Here is a 15,391-nt window from a genome sequence, read left to right on the forward strand (position 1 = left end):
TCTCCGGTATCTCCGGTATCTCCGGTATCTCCGGTATCTCCGGTATCTCCGGTATCTCCGGTATCTCCGGTGTCTCCGGTGTCTCCGGTGTCTCCGGTGTCTCCGGTGTCTCCGGTATCTCCGGTATCTCCGGTATCTCCGGTATCTCCGGTATCTCCGGTATCTCCGGTATCTCCGGTATCTCCAGTGTCTTCTGTATTCTCACTTCCTGTGTCGGTTCGCGTAATTGAATTGCTACCACCGCAAGCGGAAATAACAGTCACTAAAAGTGTTGTTAGAATGATTTTCAGCAACAAGGCTGACCTATCATTGGACTTGGAAGACCTCATATAAATTTCCTACAGCTTTACAATGTTCGCCTCTTAAATTGACGAAACTGATAAATTTATATAACTGTTGCAGAATCGATGCCACTCTAAAAGATATGCTAATAAGGCCTCTCTTTGTGACTTATTAACCCATCATATAACTAACACACCAGATAAGCGGCTTAAAAAGGCGCACGATAACCCCGCCATGCTCCAAATGTGATCACTGAAAACAAGCCGTATAATTATTATCATTCTTATTTAGCTAGCTTAATCTGCTAAGCCAGCTAAATTTATCTATAAAAATCAGGTCTAACCTTCAAAATTAGGCGCGGCTGGGATTCTTAATCCATAAGCTCACAAACCATAACTTAACGATGCCCAATATGACGGTTCTCTAACATCGTTAAGTAGCGCTGCATTCCACGCACACTATGTTTTGATGTGATTTAGTATGCACCTTCACTATATACCAACTCGTAGCTATGGCTATAAATCTCAAGGATATTACCAAAAGGGTCTTCCATATAAATCATACGATACGGTTTTTCTCCAGGATAATAATAACGAGGTTTCGCCATCCGCTTTTTACCACCCGCCGCCACGATACGTTCAGCTAGCTCTTCTACATTAGGGTCTTGAACACAAAAATGAAAAACCCCGGTTTTCCAATATTCAAAATTATTGTCGGGATTAACTTGGTTCTCAAATTGGAACAACTCAACACCAATACGATCACCAGTCGACAAATGGGCTATACGAAATTTTCCCCAACCAGCACCAAAAACGTCATTACACATTTCACCAATTGGGCTGTCGTCCTCAACAATGTCGGTCGGCTCCATAATCAGATACCAGCCCATCACCTCGGTATAAAACGCAACGGCTTTTTCTAGATCAGGTACTGAAATACCAATGTGTGAAAAATTTCTTGGATAAACATGACTCATTGCGATGCTCCTCAATTAATGTGGGAGTAGCATACAAAACCTAATAGATTACGTATAATTATCATTTATCATAATATGGATTATAGTTTGTAATGATAAATACCCAATGGCTACGCAGCTTTTGCCAACTTGTTGAAGTTGGCAGTTTCACCCGCACCGCCGAACAACTGCATATGACCCAGTCTGGCGTCAGCCAACATATCCACAAGCTGGAAGATCATATTGGCCTGCCATTGCTGGTGCGTCACGGCAAGCAATTTACCCTCACCGACGCGGGTGAGCGGCTATACACCGAAGCCCGAGAGATTATTCAATCTTTGGCCAAGTTGGAGCAGCGCATTAGCGAAGACCCCGCCAACAAAGGTGAGGTACGGATTAAATCACCGGGAAGCCTAGGCCTAAAATTATACCCACAGCTACTGACACTGCAGCAGCAATACCCGCAACTGATTATTGATTATCGATTTGCTCCCAATGCGGATGTAGAAAGTGCGATTGCCAGCAACGAGATAGACATTGGTTTGATGACCAGAACCTCTACGCTGGCTTCCCTAGATAGCCATTCCATTGCCAAAGAAGCCCTACTACTAGTGACGCCGGCAACACTGAGTACGCCAAGCTGGGAGGATTTATGCTCACTGGGGTTTATAGACCACCCCGATGGCGCCCACCACGCTGGACTGCTGCTAACAGCCAACTATCCTGAATACCATCATAGTGAGCTGCTGAATAAGAAAGGCTTTTCCAACCAAATAAGTTTAATTTTAGACCCAGTAAGCAGAGGCCTAGGATTTACCGTATTACCCGCTCACGCCGTCGCCGCCTTTCCACAACAAAACACCATTAAAGCGCACCCGCTTCACCACCCTGTTAGCGAAACGATCTACCTTGGTGTTCGGCGAGATAAACCCATAGCAAACCGGGTTACCACCGTTATTAGTGAAATTAAGAAATGCTTATAAGTGCAGAGCATAAAAAAACATTGATAGGTCAGCCATAACAGATAAATGCCGCCACCGCGTTGCGCAAATATATTTTATAGATCAGAAAAATATTACACCCGTTTTTACGGCTGGTTTAGAGCGCAGCGAAATAATATTCTTTCGACAGATTTTGAATCGCTTTAATCATCAATTTTTCCAGCAATAAAATCTAGCTCAGGCGCACTAAAGCGCATAGCAGCCCAGGCGCTAAGCAATTTTATATAAAATGAAAAATTGTGTGTTTTTGGATTTGGCACATCATTGGGAAGCACTACACCTTTAGGTCTACTTCGCGTCATTGTGCGTATTTCTAACGGCGGGATTTCATCTTTAGACCACAAATTCCCATACATACTAAGCCAATGCCCTTTAGTGAACTCTAAAAATACTGGTGTATTGCAACAGCTTGCGATTATTCGACGAGTAGATAAATCATCATTGATGTAATATGACTTCAGTTTCTCTTGGCCTGAAAGAAACTCGACTTTATCTTTTCTGAATAAGACAAATCTTGTTGCTCCGTTTCGATCAAGAATTAATGGGGCTCCTGCACGTTTCTGAATTTCTGCACCCGCAATTTGACAATCTGAACATAAACATTCGGCACTAATAATAGGTTTTCCGCTAACCGAAAACGACACCTGTCCGCATTGACACTTAAGTTTTTCTCTTACTTCTTTCATTCGAAAAAATCCATGTTATATTCCCTAACATTGTAATCTTCCGCATGCTCGTTTTGCCAAAATCAATATACCTGAGCAGCCAGCGAAACTAATTAATTTAATGAAGAAAAATAAGGAATTCATATTAAAGCGCATTTTGACTAAACGAGCATATATTTTGATACATTAAAAATATACTCTTCATTCTCGCCAATTTTCAGTCCAAGCCAGCGCTATCTATAAGCAGATTTGGTGCTTATCGCGCTATAGTTTTTAGTCAAATACGCACTTTCCCCCAAGCCTGCCAAGCTTTTGCAGCCTAATCGCGGTGATGCATTTATTCGATGGCGACCGTGTTCTATGTTAGCGTAGCAAACCTTTAATAAACTAAGACGTGAGCCCCGTGGTTCATTAGGAAGAAACAACGATGAGCCTGCTTTTTGAAGAAATAGACAGCCAAGACTCCCCCTTAGGCGAGATTTCTTTGCGCCGCCGACGTATGCCCGCTTTTGGGGACAGAGATATTTACGAGGTAAAACTCGGCGACGAATTTTTGATGTCGAGTATGTTCGTCGACGCTGAAGAAGCGCTGTCTACCCTCGGTCTTGCTTCTGTACAGGGCGATAATCTGAGTGTTGTGGTTGGCGGCCTGGGCTTGGGTTACACAGCGGTGGCTGCCCTTAAAGATTCGCGCATTGACGAGTTACTAGTGGTTGATGCCTTAGATACCGTTATTAGCTGGCATGAGAAAGAGTTAGTGCCGCTGGGTAAAACCTTAAATGCTGATCCACGGAATCGCTATATTCTGGGTAGTTTCTTTGATCTTGCCACCGATCCACTTACCGGTTTTGACCCCGATGATCATGGCAAGCAATTTGATGCTATTTTACTCGACATTGATCATTCGCCCAGTGAGTTTCTCAATGCCAGTAACGCCGGCTTTTACACCACCGAAAACCTTACCCTGATGGCCAGCCAACTTAAACCACACGGGGTGTTTGCCATGTGGTCGCAAAACTTGCCAGATTCAGGTTTTGAGGCCTTACTCAACACGGTGTTTGAATCCGTTAACTCACATATCGTGTCTTTTTATAATCCCTTTCAAAATAGCGAATCGACTAACTCGGTGTATGTCTGTGTAACGGGAGCAAACAATGATCAAGCTAAAGCGCCTGATTTGGCGTAGCATCCTATACTTTATTTTAATTAGCTTTGTTTTCGTTTTACCCGTTAGATGGCTAAATCCGCCGGTAAGCATGGTCATGTTGGAGCGCAGCTGGCAACAGCGTGGTAGCGACTACGATATCAAACAGCAATGGCTAGCATGGCGTGATATTCCCCACCATGCTGCGCTGGCGGCTGTTGTTTCAGAAGACCAAAATTTCCCTCATCACTATGGCATCGACCTCAAAGCCATTCAAAAAGCGATTGAAGAACGACAGCGTCGTGGCAGTCTGCGCGGAGCCAGTACCATTAGTCAGCAAGTAGCTCGCAATATGTATTTATGGACGGGGCGGAGCTGGTTTCGCAAAGGCTTGGAAGTATGGTTTACCGGTTTAATTGAGCTATGTTGGCCCAAACAACGTATTTTAGAAGTGTATTTAAACATTGCCGAATGGGGCGACGGTGTCTTTGGTTTAGCCGCTGCCAGCCAGCATCACTTTGCCACCTCCGCAGCTGCATTAACGCCTTGGCAGTCTGCACTATTGGCATCTAGCCTACCCAGCCCGCTCAAATACCAACCCGCGGCCCCCGCACCGCATTTAATTGAGCGGGCCAACTGGAATTTAAAGCAACAACAACGCTTGGGCGGCAAGGCGTGGCTGGCTTCTTTAGAATAAGAAGCTATTGCTGCCATGCTTAAATACCGGCTTGTGCAAACACCTTAAGAAACGTGTCCGGCTCTGGTCTAATCCGATAATTGTCGGTTAGGTCTGCAAAGAGTATTTTGCTTTGGGCATCCGTCATAATGACCGTGGGCATCACCGTATCACTGTCATAACCCAATGCCTGCAAGCCTGAGGGCAAACCCTGCGTCGCGGCTATTCCCAAGCGGTTTGCCATTTGATTATCTTGGTCCACCAAAAACGACATCGGCGCATCAAAGCGTTCTGCCAATGAACTAGTATGGCTTGGCGGTTGTGAGCTTATCAGCATAACCTCTACGCCTTTGTCAGCCAGCTGGCGATATTGCCCTGCAATTTCTTTTATTTGCGCCATACATAATGGGCACCAATTGCCGCGATAAAAAATCATCAGCATGGGTTTATTAAGCTCATTGGTGTTTAGTGCGCCACCATCGGTCTTGCGAAAGGTTAAAGCGGGAAGCGTTTGACCAACATCAAGCAGTGCATTGCTTCTGTCGCCAAAACTTGAATACCACCACTCGTACAGCACCGTACCGATTACCCCCACCAACAAGATCCAAGCTAATTGCTCTATCGTTGCTGGCGGTGTTGCTACAAGGCCTATCAGCGCAAGTATTGTCACGGCTAAAATGAATTTAGTGGCCTTCTCGGTTCGCGCTACATTGGCAGTAAATACCCAGACAAAAAATAACAACGGTGACGCCACACCCAGTAATACCCACAGCCATGAACTGGTATTTTCTTGTTGATATATCGCCCATGCACTTCGTGCCGTACCGGCAAAAAGTAAGGTCATCCACGCAGAAATAAAATGAGATTTAAAACTATTCATTACAAATCCTTGCCGCATGTCATCGGCATTATTTATTGGGCATTAACATACTTAACAAGGGCTCCACACTCTGACGTAAAGGTAACTCCTCTACACCGCGACGGCTCTGCACACGAAGACCAATCATGCAGGTCATTAACATTTTTCCCGCTTCGTCTGCGCTGACTGTGGTAATCATTTGTTCTTGTGCCTGAGCGCGCCGGCAAGTCTCTATCAAGCCTTGCTCTATCACATCTAATTTTTCTGAGGCACATTGTTGTAAGTTGGTATCAATAGCCGATAACTCATTAACGGTATTAACTAATAAACATCCCAGCGCGCGCTCGTCTTTATTCAACATAAACAGCGTAATGTCGAAGACATCACGAATTCCCTGCGCCGGATTTTCTTGGTTATTTAATATCTCAAGGACAACGGCTTGCATACTGTCGTGATAATGATTGACCACCTCAGTAAACAAACCCGCCTTATCACCAAACGCCGCGTAAAGGCTGCCGCGATTGATCTGCATTGCGTCCAATAATTGTTGTAAGGAGCTTGCACTGTAGCCCTGCATCCAAAACACCTGCATTGCGGCATCCAAGGCTTGTTGGCGGTCAAATTGTCGTGGTCTTGCCATTGTCTCCTCCTCAATTTTAAGACACGATACAAGTTGTGGAATGATCGGTCAATAACTAATATACACTTTCAATTTAGTAACGGACAGCTTAACTTGCGCGTATCACACCCGCCTGATAGCGTTATATAAAGTCATGCCGTAATGTTAAGCAGGTCGACTAAACGTAAATTGCGCTTTTCAAATCAGGCCAACAGCCACCACTTCTATATTTGAGTTACGATGTTACGCTATCAATATCAGCGTAAAGATAAGGGAATACTAAATAATCCGGTAGGAGAACATCATGGATACATATTTATTAAGCAAGGAAGATATTGAACAATTTGAAGGCCTTTCTAAAACACATTTCTTAAATAACAATGCTAAACGAAATAATAAATCATTGGGAGATCTTACCGGTTTAACTGGGTTTGGTTTTCATATTATTGAAGTTCAGGTGGGCCATGAAACAACTGAATTTCATAAACATTATCACGAAGACGAATGCGTTTATATTCTGGAAGGTTCTGCCGAGGCATTAATAGGCGACGATAGATACAATGTTAAAGCGGGTGATTTTATTGGCTATAGAGCGGGTGGCAAAGCACACTCTTTGCGCAATAATGGCGACAGCATTTTAAAGTGTATTGTGGTTGGCCAGCGTGCAGACCATGACGTAGGCGACTACCCGAAACTTAATAAACGGATCTATCGGCATAAAAACATGCCGTGGAATCTTGTTGACCTAGATGCTATTTCTGAACCTAGCGCAGGAAAAAAATAATTTTTTTCATTCTATAAATTAAGGAAGTTTTAATACAACAATGAACGTCTCTGAATTTTCAAACCGAACCGGATTAAGTCCACACACCATAAGGTACTACGACAAAATTGGTTTGCTCGACGACGTTCAGCGACGCGCCAATGGTCATCGCTCGTTTACAGAAAAAGATCTTAGTTGGCTCGCTTTTGTTAAACGCCTTAAAGACACCGGAATGCCTTTAGCAAACATTCAAAAATATGCACAATTGCGAAAAGCGGGTCAGTCAACCTTACAAGCACGTCAAAAATTATTAATAGACCATGCCGATGCCTTAGGCCAGAGAATAGCAGATCAACAAACCCATCTTAAAAACTTAGAAAACAAAATAGCCTTCTATCAAGCTGAAATAAATCACACTAATCCCATTGACTGAGAGTTAACTCTAAGGGCTAGTCTATTGGCATGAACTCAGCAGCAATGGATTACCCCGATGGCCTCGGAACAAAACCAAATCACTATTAACAGACGCTCACTCTGCAAAAAGTCCGTGGTTTTGTTCGCCGTTTCTTTTGGCTATCTGCCATTGAATGCTTGTTCTTTGATATCAAATTTACACTCACAAGAGGACAGGCCAATGAGTAATTCGAGATTTTTTCGCGGTATGGCGAAACTCAAAGAAATTGATGGCGAGGCCGGCGAACGCGTCATTGAATCCTTAAAAGATATTGCCCCCGATCTTGGTCGCTATATTATTGAATACCCCTTTGGTGACATATACAGCCGTGATGCCCTAGACCTAAAATCCCGCGAAATTGCCACCGTAGCGGCCTTAACCGCCATGGGAAATGCCGAGCCACAACTTAAAGTTCATATACACGGCGCATTAAATGTTGGCTGCTCACCGGAAGAGATAGTCGAAATTATCATTCAAATGTCTGTTTACGCTGGATTCCCCGCTGCCTTAAATGCGGCAACTGCAGCGAAGTCAGTATTTACTGACCGTGGTATCGTCATGTCATAAGAGAATTCTGTGACTATAAAACATCACTCAAGACACCCTGATGGCAGCTACCCCTCCGTCAGGTTTACTTTATATACAGCGTTGAGCCAATGGCTGTTAAGGCTATTTTACTTCGTCTATACCCCGCGTTATTTGCCGCGCCCTGTTATGCAAGCTAACATAATAAACAACATCAATAATGAATCAGGAAGACCCATGCGCGTTTTTATCTCACTGTTAGCCTTAACGTTCGTATTCTCTCTAACTGGCTGTGAGTCCACCTATTACAACGCCATGGAGAAAGTGGGTGTTCACAAACGTGACATTCTGGTTGACCGTGTCGGCGAGGCCAAAGAAGCCCAGCAAGAGACCCAAGAACAATTTAAAGACGCGCTTACTGAGTTTCGCTCGGTGGTGAGCTTTGATGGTGGTGATTTAGAAAAATACTACAACCGTCTGAACAACGAATTTGAAGACAGTGAAGCCGCCGCCCAAGACCTAAGTAGCCGCATAGATAAAGTAGAATCCGTGGCTGAAGCCCTATTTGATGAATGGCAAGACGAGCTAGAGCTATACAGCAACGCTCGCCTGCGCAGCGACAGCGCCAACAAACTACAGGCCACTAAACGTCAGTACGCCAGCCTAATTAAATCGATGCGCAGTGCCGAGAAAAGCGTTGACCCCGTTTTAAACGCGCTGCGCGACAATGTGCTGTACCTTAAACACAACCTGAATGCCTCAGCCATTGGCGCCCTAAAAGGTGAGTTGGCTGGTATAGATCGTGATGTGCAGCAATTAATTGCTGCCATGGAAAAAGCCATTAACGAATCTGATGCCTTTATTAAGCAACTGAAATAGCCCGTTGCTTAACATCTGTCACCCAAGCCCTCCATGGTAAGTGTGTGCTCACTCACGAGGGCTATCCAGCCTTCAAAAGTCATACGTTTCCCATCCATGTTATTTGCGCTTGCGCGTTAATGCCCCCTGGTGATGAGAAAAATCATTGCCTTTAGCAAGGCGGTCATACAAGACCACATTGACCGTGGCCGCTAAATTCATGCAGCCGTCGGTGGGAATATAGACAATATCTTCGCAGAAATTGGTGATTTCTTTTTTTAGCGTTCCGTCTTCAGGGCCAAAAATGTAAAAGGCGCGGGGTGGATGTTTATAGGTGGTAAGCGGTTTGGCGCCGTCAATTAATTCCACCGCCACCGGCACACAACCCAGAGGGATTGTATCCTTTAAGTTATCCACACAAACCAAGGGCAGTGTTTCATAGATTTTTTGCGTATCCGTGTAAAAGGGCTTGGCATGATCATATCGCGTGCCGGTATAAAACACCGAATTAACACCGTAACAACCTGCAGCGCGCATTACAGACCCGACATTTTCTGGCGATTTAGGGTTAAACAAACCAATACAGGCGTAACTATTTTTCATAATAATGGCACATCAGCTAAATTATTCTGATGAATTATGACAAATAACGCCGACGTTAACCTTAAAGACGGGCAAGCAGTGAGTGAAAAATAATTTTAATGTCGGCTGGGACTATATTTCATTACCGGCAAGGTGTGCTGAATCTATCTGCGGAAACCCGTCACAGCGTATGGCATTACTTAGTTTTGCCGCCGTTTGAAACTCAGCACTGAGATACACCAAGAGTTCGCAATGTAAACCGCTGGATTCATGCCGATATACCGCCTTCATATTCTCTGGCTGCCCCGCTGAGATGTAAATATTTTCTAAACGAACTTTAAGATCAGCCATTGCGAAGTCTGCAAGCATGGCGTCACCCAAGTTAATTTTATAACAGTGTGACTTAGCCATATTTTCAATAATGTGCTTACCCTGCATGGCATGTTTAGGGAACCAATATTTGCTGGTCCCAGTTGGCCTCTTTTAATTGATATAAACTTCTGTGATGCAGCCGCTCAGATGTCGAGCTATGCCACACCTCTATATAGTTGGCTGTAATTTCAACACCCCTAGCATTAGCTGGATACGGTATGTCGGCGTCATTTGGGTAACGTCTTTTTATTTCGTTTATTCCTTTAAGTAATGCCTCTCTTGAGTCGAGCCCACTGCTTTGCGGCTGAACATCTTGGTAGTAGTGATCGAGAATTTTGGCATCATAGGGCTTTCTGGCCCAATGCTGCTGTATTAGCTCAACGGGCACTGAATGACACTCACCACGAATGCGATATTGCTGTAAAAGCGACGGCCAAAACACGTGTAATTCAACGTTGTTTGAATGTTGTATATCCTGCCATTTAGGCGAGCTGTCATTGATAAAAATGAGAAACGAGGTGGCGGTGACTTCTCTTAATACCAAGGTTCGTACGGAAACCTGCCCCACTGCTGATACCGTGGCCAAGGTGCAGTAAGGTGCATTGGCGTCATCCAAGGATTTTGCCTGTTGCCAATTTTTTTGAAATAACGCTATTGGATTTGTCATTGACGTTTTTAAGCTCGATGATTGAGGGGCGTACTCTACTGAATGCCTCTATTAGTTTAAGCAGATTTCACGACGGGCTGAGACACCACAATAAGATAGCCATCTTGATCTTTAAACCAAATTTCATGCTGATTGGCATTGGGGTTAATGTGCGGATCGGCTACGATGACCGCAGCAGACTGGCGAATATTAATAAGTGTTTGTTCAAAATTATCGCAGCTAAACCATAAAATCACGCCGTTGCCATTACTCATATTCGCCTGCCACATGGCCGGGTGCTCATGTACATCGGGTTTATGCAATTGCAGAACAAGCTTGTCTTGATACATTAGCATTTCATATTCTTTACCGCCGTGTCCGCTGCGCAAGCCCAGCACGGCTTGATAAAATGAGCTGGCTTTTTCAACATCTTGAACAACGATTAACGGTGCTATTTTCATACAGTGACATCTCTTTGTTACTTATGGTGTGATCACCCGCTTACCTCTCAGCCTAGTGCTAATAAATACCGACTTCAAGCTGTTATAAATAGCCAATAAATGCCGAATTTGATCTATTGACGATATTGAGATTTGAACGTAAAAAGACGCACCTCAATTGAGTAGTCAATCATGGCTTGGATTTCATTCGATATTTTTCGCACTTTGGGTTTTAACGACACCACCCAGTTAAAACCTGAGCAAATATTTAAATACAAAGACGACATCAGCAGTGCCGAGTGGGTTTTGTATCCAGAATATTGGCAACTCAACGCCTTGATTTACGGACTAAAAGCCAAGGTATTTCCTAGCCAAGCCAGCTATTTATTGGGCCACAATAAAATTGAAATGAGCCGCGCCTTCGAAATGGTCGCGCCAGCGAATATTCCACAAACTGAAATCCGCGCCAACACGCCCTCTAATGCAGAAGAATTGTGGGAGTTAATGCTGCTCCCCTTTGTGGCCAAACTGCCAAAGGCTTCGCAGGGCAGTGGTGTATGGCTTATCAATAACCGTGCGGATTGGGCGGCGTATTTAGCCCGCACCGATATTTTGTATGTGCAGGAATACCTACCCATCGACCGCGATATCCGTGTGGTTATTATTGGCGATCAAGTAGTGAGTGCTTACTGGCGCTTACAGTCTGACCAAGGTTTTTATAATAACGTTGCCAAGGGCGGCATCATTGACCAGAGCCCCGTGCCCACCCAAGCCATTAATCTTGCACTGAATTTGGCAACAAGCTTAGAGATTGACCACGGCGGTTTTGATATTGCCATGGTCGGTGATCAGCCTTATGTATTTGAATTTAATCGCTTGTTTGGCAATCAGGGAATTGAAGGCGGAAATCAAAGGATTCGTGACGCGATCATTGATTACTTACAACGCAAAGAGCAACCCATTGGGCCGCACTTTCCTGAGGCTCCCAGGCACCGGCGCAGGCGCTTACGGCGAGTCGCCTGATACTTCACTTTTATAACATTATGATGACAATCAATGGCCAAAAAAGCCTAGCCAACACGGTGTACATCACCCTTAGCTAGGCATGGCGCGGGATCACGAGCAACTGCCTTACACACTAATTATGACCAGCATTTAAACTTGTCAGCTTGTTCTGATTGCACCCTCTACAGAAGCACCCTATAGGGTGTACCATGAAGGTCTGTTTGTTCATTGAGACCTGAAAAATGCACCCAGCTATATCAGTCCGCCGCAATTATGCACTTATTCTTATTGTACTGTTCAGCGCCGTGTTGTCGGGCTGCGGTATTAACAATATTCCCCGTATGGACGAGGAAGCCAAAGCCGCATGGGCACAAGTAGAAAATCAATATCAACGACGCGCCGACCTTATTCCCAATCTGGTTTCCACCGTGAAAGGCTTTGCTGCTCAGGAACAGGAAACCCTCACCGCTGTGGTAGAAGCACGCGCTAAAGCGACCTCTATGCAGGTCGACGCGGATATCCTCGACAATCCAGAAAAATTACAACAATTTGAAGCGGCGCAAGCTAAACTTAGCGGCGCACTGAGTCGTTTAATGGTGGTATCTGAGCGCTATCCCGATCTTAAATCTAATCAAAACTTCTTAGCCTTACAGTCTCAGCTAGAGGGCACAGAAAACCGGATTAGCGTGGCTCGCCGCGACTTTATTCTTGCTGTTGGTCGTTACAATACTGAGATTCGTACCTTTCCCGGCAAAATTTGGCACAGCATTATGTATAGCGACCTTAAAGTACGGGAAACCTTTGAAGCCACGGCAGAAAACGCTGACCAAGCACCTCAGGTTAATTTCTAATGTCTATGTTTAAACCATTCACCCTGCTGCTATGCGGCCTACTCTGCTGCCTAACGGTATTTGCAGCAGAACCCAGCTTTCCCAAGCTTACTGGTCGCGTTGTTGATAATGCCAATTTACTGTCGGCAAACACCAAGCAGGCACTCAATCAACAACTTGCGCAGCAAGAGCAACGGACCGGGAATCAACTGGTAGTGGTCACGCTTGCCGATCTACAGGGCTATGACATTGCCGATTTTGGTTACCAGCTCGGCCGCCACTGGGGGATTGGTCAAAAAGACGAGAATAACGGTGCGCTGCTGATTGTGGCCATGAAAGAACGCAAAATGCGTATTGAAGTTGGCTATGGCTTAGAGGGCCAATTAACCGATGCCCGCAGCGCACAAATTATTCAACAAATTCTCACTCCCGCCTTTAAAAGCGGTGACTTTAATGGCGGGATAAGCCGCGCAGTTGAAGCCATGATTCTGGTTATTGATGGCAAAGCTGAGGCGATACCCAAGACACAGACATCTAGCAAAAAGGCGCCACCTGGACTTGGCTTTCTTTTGTTTATCGTCATGGTGGCGATGATGTTAGGTGGTGGCGGCCGTGGTCGAGGTGGCCTACTTGGCGGCCTACTTCTTGGCTCTGCCCTTGGTCGTGGTAGTCGCGGCTATGGCGGTGGTTTTGGTGGAGGCTTTGGCGGCGGCGGTTTTGGTGGCGGCGGCGGAGGTTTCGGCGGTGGTGGTGCCTCTGGAGGTTGGTAATTTAGCGCCCTTTGGCATCACAGACGGACTTCCACGATTAAATAAACACAGAGTAATTTATGGCTTTATTAAACCAACAGGAACAAGCTCAGGTTGCCGAGGCAATCAGTGAAGCAGAGCGCCATAGCGATGCCGAACTGGTCACGGTGCTTGCACGCCAAGCAGATGACTACACCTATATACCTCTGTTATGGGCTAGTGTGCTGGCGTTGATATTACCCGGTGCCATTAATTACCTTGGCCAATGGCTGAGCGTACACCAATTAATTTTAAGCCAGTGGGCGGGTTTTATTTTATTGGCTGTGCTGTTTCGACTTCCCAGTATACAAGCCCGTTTAATTCCCCGTGCAGTACGCCATTGGCGGGCCAGTAATTTGGCCCGCCGGCAATTTTTAGAACAAAATCTACATCACACCGACGGCGAAACAGGAATGCTAATTTTTGTGTCTGAGGCCGAGCGCTACGTAGAAATTTTAGTGGATCGTGGTATTTCTGAGAAAATTCCCGATAGCGATTGGCAAACCATCGTCAATCAATTTACTCAGCGAGTTGCTAAGGGTGAAACGGCACAGGGCTTTATCGAATGTATTACCGCCTGTGGTGAGAAATTACAGCGAGCACTGCCAGCAAGTAGAGAAAAAAATGAATTGCCAAATCACCTTATTATTTTAGATTAACGCGGCTCATATTCTTCTAAACATTCAAAGGAGTTGGTCGCAAATTCTCTACAAATATACGGCCTATTGTCATAAATACTACACAGCTTGGTGTCGCGGTCTAGTGCCGCACACCAGCCGTCAGCCAAGCGCTTCATCACTTCTCCGCCCCACTTGTCACGCTGTATAAATCTCTCTGGAACACCTGTTTCACTAATCAGCATCACCTCTAAACGGCAACACGATGCTCTACAAGCAGAACAACTTACTACGTTATCTGAGTGTGTGTCTGTGGCAATGGTTTGTTCTGTTGCATTTTTAATACTCAAGGCCTCTATTGTAAAATGTACACGGATTAGGGTTACTTGGTGGCTTTCTTAACACCACGCTCTGCAAGTAAAATGCCCCCAATGACCAATCCAAGAGCAAGAAGATGATAGGGTTTAAAGTCTTCAGACAGAATGACAACGGCTAATATTGAACCAAACACCGGCACTAAATTAATAAATAAATTAGCGCGATTTCCCCCTATTAAATCTACCCCACGCATATATAAAGACTGAGCGATAAGCGATGGGAATATCGCAATGTATAACACCACTCCCAATCCTCTCGTATCAGGGATAATCGCAAACCCCTGCCAATATTCATATAGGCTTAATGGTAGCGATGACAAAAACGCAAACAAAGCTAATACCATAATCATGCTGCGCCAATGCAAAGGCGGCCTATACCGCAAGGCCACGGTATAACCACCATATAGCAAGGTGGCTAACAACATAATAGCGTCACCGCGATTTAAATCTAAGGTTAATAGGCTTGATAGCTGGCCATGAGAGACTGTGATGACGACACCCAGCAAGGTCAAACTAAACCCCACTAATTGTAATCTGACAGGACGCAAGCCTAGCAAAATAAAATTACCCAGAAACACCACCAAGGGCATTGCCGACTGCTCAATAGTGACGTTGATCGCACTGGTATGATTCAAGGCCCAATAAAATAAGGCATTAAACGCCGTAAACCCCAAGGCTGCTAATAAGAAGAGCTTAAACCAATGTTGTTGGATAATCGGCCATTCACGCTTAACATCTTGGTAAGCAAAAGGGGCTATAAATACACAGGCAAACAGCCATCTGAGCGATGTTAACAACATCGGGGAAACGTGACCCACAGCTAACTTGCCCGCAATGGCATTGCCTCCCCAAAAAAGCGCGACGAGAGTTAAGAGTATATAGGGGTGACGTAACTGAGGTGCCATTGCCTGCCAAACTAGCGACTTGCGAAGC

22 protein-coding genes are annotated in these 15,391 nt (G+C 45.1%); 11 read left to right on the top strand and 11 right to left on the bottom strand.

Translation table 11 applies throughout. The annotated features are described in order from the left end of the window. Both AELLOGFF_RS13435 and AELLOGFF_RS13440 read right to left on the bottom strand, forming a co-directional pair. The coding region (locus tag AELLOGFF_RS13435) for a hypothetical protein (RefSeq protein ID WP_200842730.1) at positions 1 to 329 on the bottom strand (329 nt) is incomplete at its 3' end. A gap of 428 nt (positions 330 to 757) precedes the next feature. Beyond that, positions 758 to 1,258, bottom strand: coding sequence for a lactoylglutathione lyase family protein (locus AELLOGFF_RS13440; protein ID WP_159269422.1), 501 nt, complete (start codon positions 1,256 to 1,258; stop codon positions 758 to 760). Positions 1,259 to 1,350: 92 nt separating this feature from the next. Here AELLOGFF_RS13440 and AELLOGFF_RS13445 point away from each other — a divergent pair, with 92 nt between their 5' ends. Then, entirely contained in the window at positions 1,351 to 2,220 is an 870-nt protein-coding gene (locus tag AELLOGFF_RS13445; RefSeq protein WP_159269423.1) for a LysR family transcriptional regulator, read from the top strand. 161 nt (positions 2,221 to 2,381) lie between these two features. Here AELLOGFF_RS13445 and AELLOGFF_RS13450 read toward each other — a convergent pair whose 3' ends face one another. Continuing rightward, positions 2,382 to 2,924, bottom strand: coding sequence for a GFA family protein (locus AELLOGFF_RS13450; protein WP_159269424.1), 543 nt, complete (start codon positions 2,922 to 2,924; stop codon positions 2,382 to 2,384). 406 nt (positions 2,925 to 3,330) lie between these two features. Between AELLOGFF_RS13450 and AELLOGFF_RS13455 the strand changes: the two genes are divergently transcribed. Both AELLOGFF_RS13455 and mtgA read left to right on the top strand, forming a co-directional pair. Next, a complete protein-coding gene (locus AELLOGFF_RS13455) occupies positions 3,331 to 4,089 on the top strand; it encodes a spermidine synthase (protein ID WP_159269425.1) in 759 nt (252 codons plus the stop codon). Continuing rightward, positions 4,058 to 4,744 (top strand): monofunctional biosynthetic peptidoglycan transglycosylase, encoded by a 687-nt coding sequence (mtgA, locus tag AELLOGFF_RS13460; RefSeq protein WP_159269426.1) that lies wholly within the window; start codon positions 4,058 to 4,060, stop codon positions 4,742 to 4,744. The genes AELLOGFF_RS13455 and mtgA overlap by 32 nt, the downstream gene beginning before the upstream one ends. A gap of 19 nt (positions 4,745 to 4,763) precedes the next feature. Here the strand turns inward: mtgA and AELLOGFF_RS13465 are convergent, their stop codons facing one another. Both AELLOGFF_RS13465 and AELLOGFF_RS13470 read right to left on the bottom strand, forming a co-directional pair. Then, complete coding sequence (locus AELLOGFF_RS13465) at positions 4,764 to 5,603, bottom strand: redoxin domain-containing protein (protein ID WP_159269427.1); 840 nt, start codon at positions 5,601 to 5,603, stop codon at positions 4,764 to 4,766. Positions 5,604 to 5,631: 28 nt separating this feature from the next. Continuing rightward, on the bottom strand, positions 5,632 to 6,222 hold the full coding sequence (locus AELLOGFF_RS13470) for a TetR/AcrR family transcriptional regulator (protein WP_159269428.1): 591 nt from the start codon (positions 6,220 to 6,222) through the stop codon (positions 5,632 to 5,634). 283 nt (positions 6,223 to 6,505) lie between these two features. On the opposite strand from AELLOGFF_RS13470, the gene AELLOGFF_RS13475 reads away from it, so the two are divergent. From AELLOGFF_RS13475 to AELLOGFF_RS13490, 4 genes are all read left to right on the top strand, one after another. Further along, positions 6,506 to 6,985 carry a cupin domain-containing protein gene (locus AELLOGFF_RS13475; protein ID WP_159269429.1) on the top strand — a complete coding sequence of 160 codons (480 nt, stop codon included), beginning with the start codon at positions 6,506 to 6,508 and terminating at the stop codon, positions 6,983 to 6,985. A gap of 40 nt (positions 6,986 to 7,025) precedes the next feature. Further along, positions 7,026 to 7,397, top strand: coding sequence for a MerR family transcriptional regulator (locus tag AELLOGFF_RS13480; RefSeq protein WP_159269430.1), 372 nt, complete (start codon positions 7,026 to 7,028; stop codon positions 7,395 to 7,397). Between the two features lie 201 nt (positions 7,398 to 7,598). After that, a complete protein-coding gene (locus AELLOGFF_RS13485; protein WP_235035684.1) occupies positions 7,599 to 7,985 on the top strand; it encodes a carboxymuconolactone decarboxylase family protein in 387 nt (128 codons plus the stop codon). Positions 7,986 to 8,180: 195 nt separating this feature from the next. Further along, positions 8,181 to 8,822 (top strand): DUF2959 domain-containing protein, encoded by a 642-nt coding sequence (locus AELLOGFF_RS13490; RefSeq protein ID WP_159269432.1) that lies wholly within the window; start codon positions 8,181 to 8,183, stop codon positions 8,820 to 8,822. A 99-nt stretch (positions 8,823 to 8,921) separates the two neighbouring features. Here the strand turns inward: AELLOGFF_RS13490 and AELLOGFF_RS13495 are convergent, their stop codons facing one another. From AELLOGFF_RS13495 to AELLOGFF_RS13510, 4 genes are all read right to left on the bottom strand, one after another. Next, positions 8,922 to 9,404 carry an RNA methyltransferase gene (locus tag AELLOGFF_RS13495; protein WP_159269433.1) on the bottom strand — a complete coding sequence of 161 codons (483 nt, stop codon included), beginning with the start codon at positions 9,402 to 9,404 and terminating at the stop codon, positions 8,922 to 8,924. Between the two features lie 111 nt (positions 9,405 to 9,515). Then, complete coding sequence (locus AELLOGFF_RS13500) at positions 9,516 to 9,794, bottom strand: hypothetical protein (protein ID WP_235036461.1); 279 nt, start codon at positions 9,792 to 9,794, stop codon at positions 9,516 to 9,518. A gap of 34 nt (positions 9,795 to 9,828) precedes the next feature. Next, entirely contained in the window at positions 9,829 to 10,422 is a 594-nt protein-coding gene (locus tag AELLOGFF_RS13505) for a pyridoxine/pyridoxamine 5'-phosphate oxidase (RefSeq protein WP_159269435.1), read from the bottom strand. 56 nt (positions 10,423 to 10,478) lie between these two features. Further along, positions 10,479 to 10,862: a VOC family protein gene (locus AELLOGFF_RS13510; RefSeq protein WP_159269436.1), complete on the bottom strand. Its 384-nt coding sequence runs from the start codon at positions 10,860 to 10,862 to the stop codon at positions 10,479 to 10,481. 171 nt (positions 10,863 to 11,033) lie between these two features. Here AELLOGFF_RS13510 and AELLOGFF_RS13515 point away from each other — a divergent pair, with 171 nt between their 5' ends. From AELLOGFF_RS13515 to AELLOGFF_RS13530, 4 genes are all read left to right on the top strand, one after another. Further along, positions 11,034 to 11,864, top strand: coding sequence for an ATP-grasp domain-containing protein (locus tag AELLOGFF_RS13515; protein WP_159269437.1), 831 nt, complete (start codon positions 11,034 to 11,036; stop codon positions 11,862 to 11,864). A 224-nt stretch (positions 11,865 to 12,088) separates the two neighbouring features. Beyond that, positions 12,089 to 12,697 carry a LemA family protein gene (locus AELLOGFF_RS13520; RefSeq protein ID WP_159269438.1) on the top strand — a complete coding sequence of 203 codons (609 nt, stop codon included), beginning with the start codon at positions 12,089 to 12,091 and terminating at the stop codon, positions 12,695 to 12,697. After that, a complete protein-coding gene (locus AELLOGFF_RS13525) occupies positions 12,697 to 13,446 on the top strand; it encodes a TPM domain-containing protein (protein ID WP_200842731.1) in 750 nt (249 codons plus the stop codon). The genes AELLOGFF_RS13520 and AELLOGFF_RS13525 overlap by 1 nt, the downstream gene beginning before the upstream one ends. A 59-nt stretch (positions 13,447 to 13,505) precedes the next feature. Beyond that, positions 13,506 to 14,123, top strand: a complete 618-nt coding sequence (locus AELLOGFF_RS13530; RefSeq protein WP_159269439.1) for a TPM domain-containing protein — start codon at positions 13,506 to 13,508, stop codon at positions 14,121 to 14,123. Here AELLOGFF_RS13530 and AELLOGFF_RS13535 read toward each other — a convergent pair. Both AELLOGFF_RS13535 and AELLOGFF_RS13540 read right to left on the bottom strand, forming a co-directional pair. Beyond that, a complete protein-coding gene (locus tag AELLOGFF_RS13535; RefSeq protein WP_235035685.1) occupies positions 14,120 to 14,431 on the bottom strand; it encodes a YkgJ family cysteine cluster protein in 312 nt (103 codons plus the stop codon). The two genes, AELLOGFF_RS13530 and AELLOGFF_RS13535, sit on opposite strands and share 4 nt — an antisense overlap. Positions 14,432 to 14,463: 32 nt before the next feature. Next, positions 14,464 to 15,363, bottom strand: a complete 900-nt coding sequence (locus AELLOGFF_RS13540) for a DMT family transporter (protein ID WP_159269440.1) — start codon at positions 15,361 to 15,363, stop codon at positions 14,464 to 14,466. Positions 15,364 to 15,391: the final 28 nt, after the last annotated feature.

Origin of the sequence: Zhongshania aliphaticivorans (genome assembly GCF_902705875.1) — a bacterium.
GTDB classification, from domain to species: Bacteria; Pseudomonadota; Gammaproteobacteria; order Pseudomonadales; family Spongiibacteraceae; genus Spongiibacter; species Spongiibacter aliphaticivorans_A.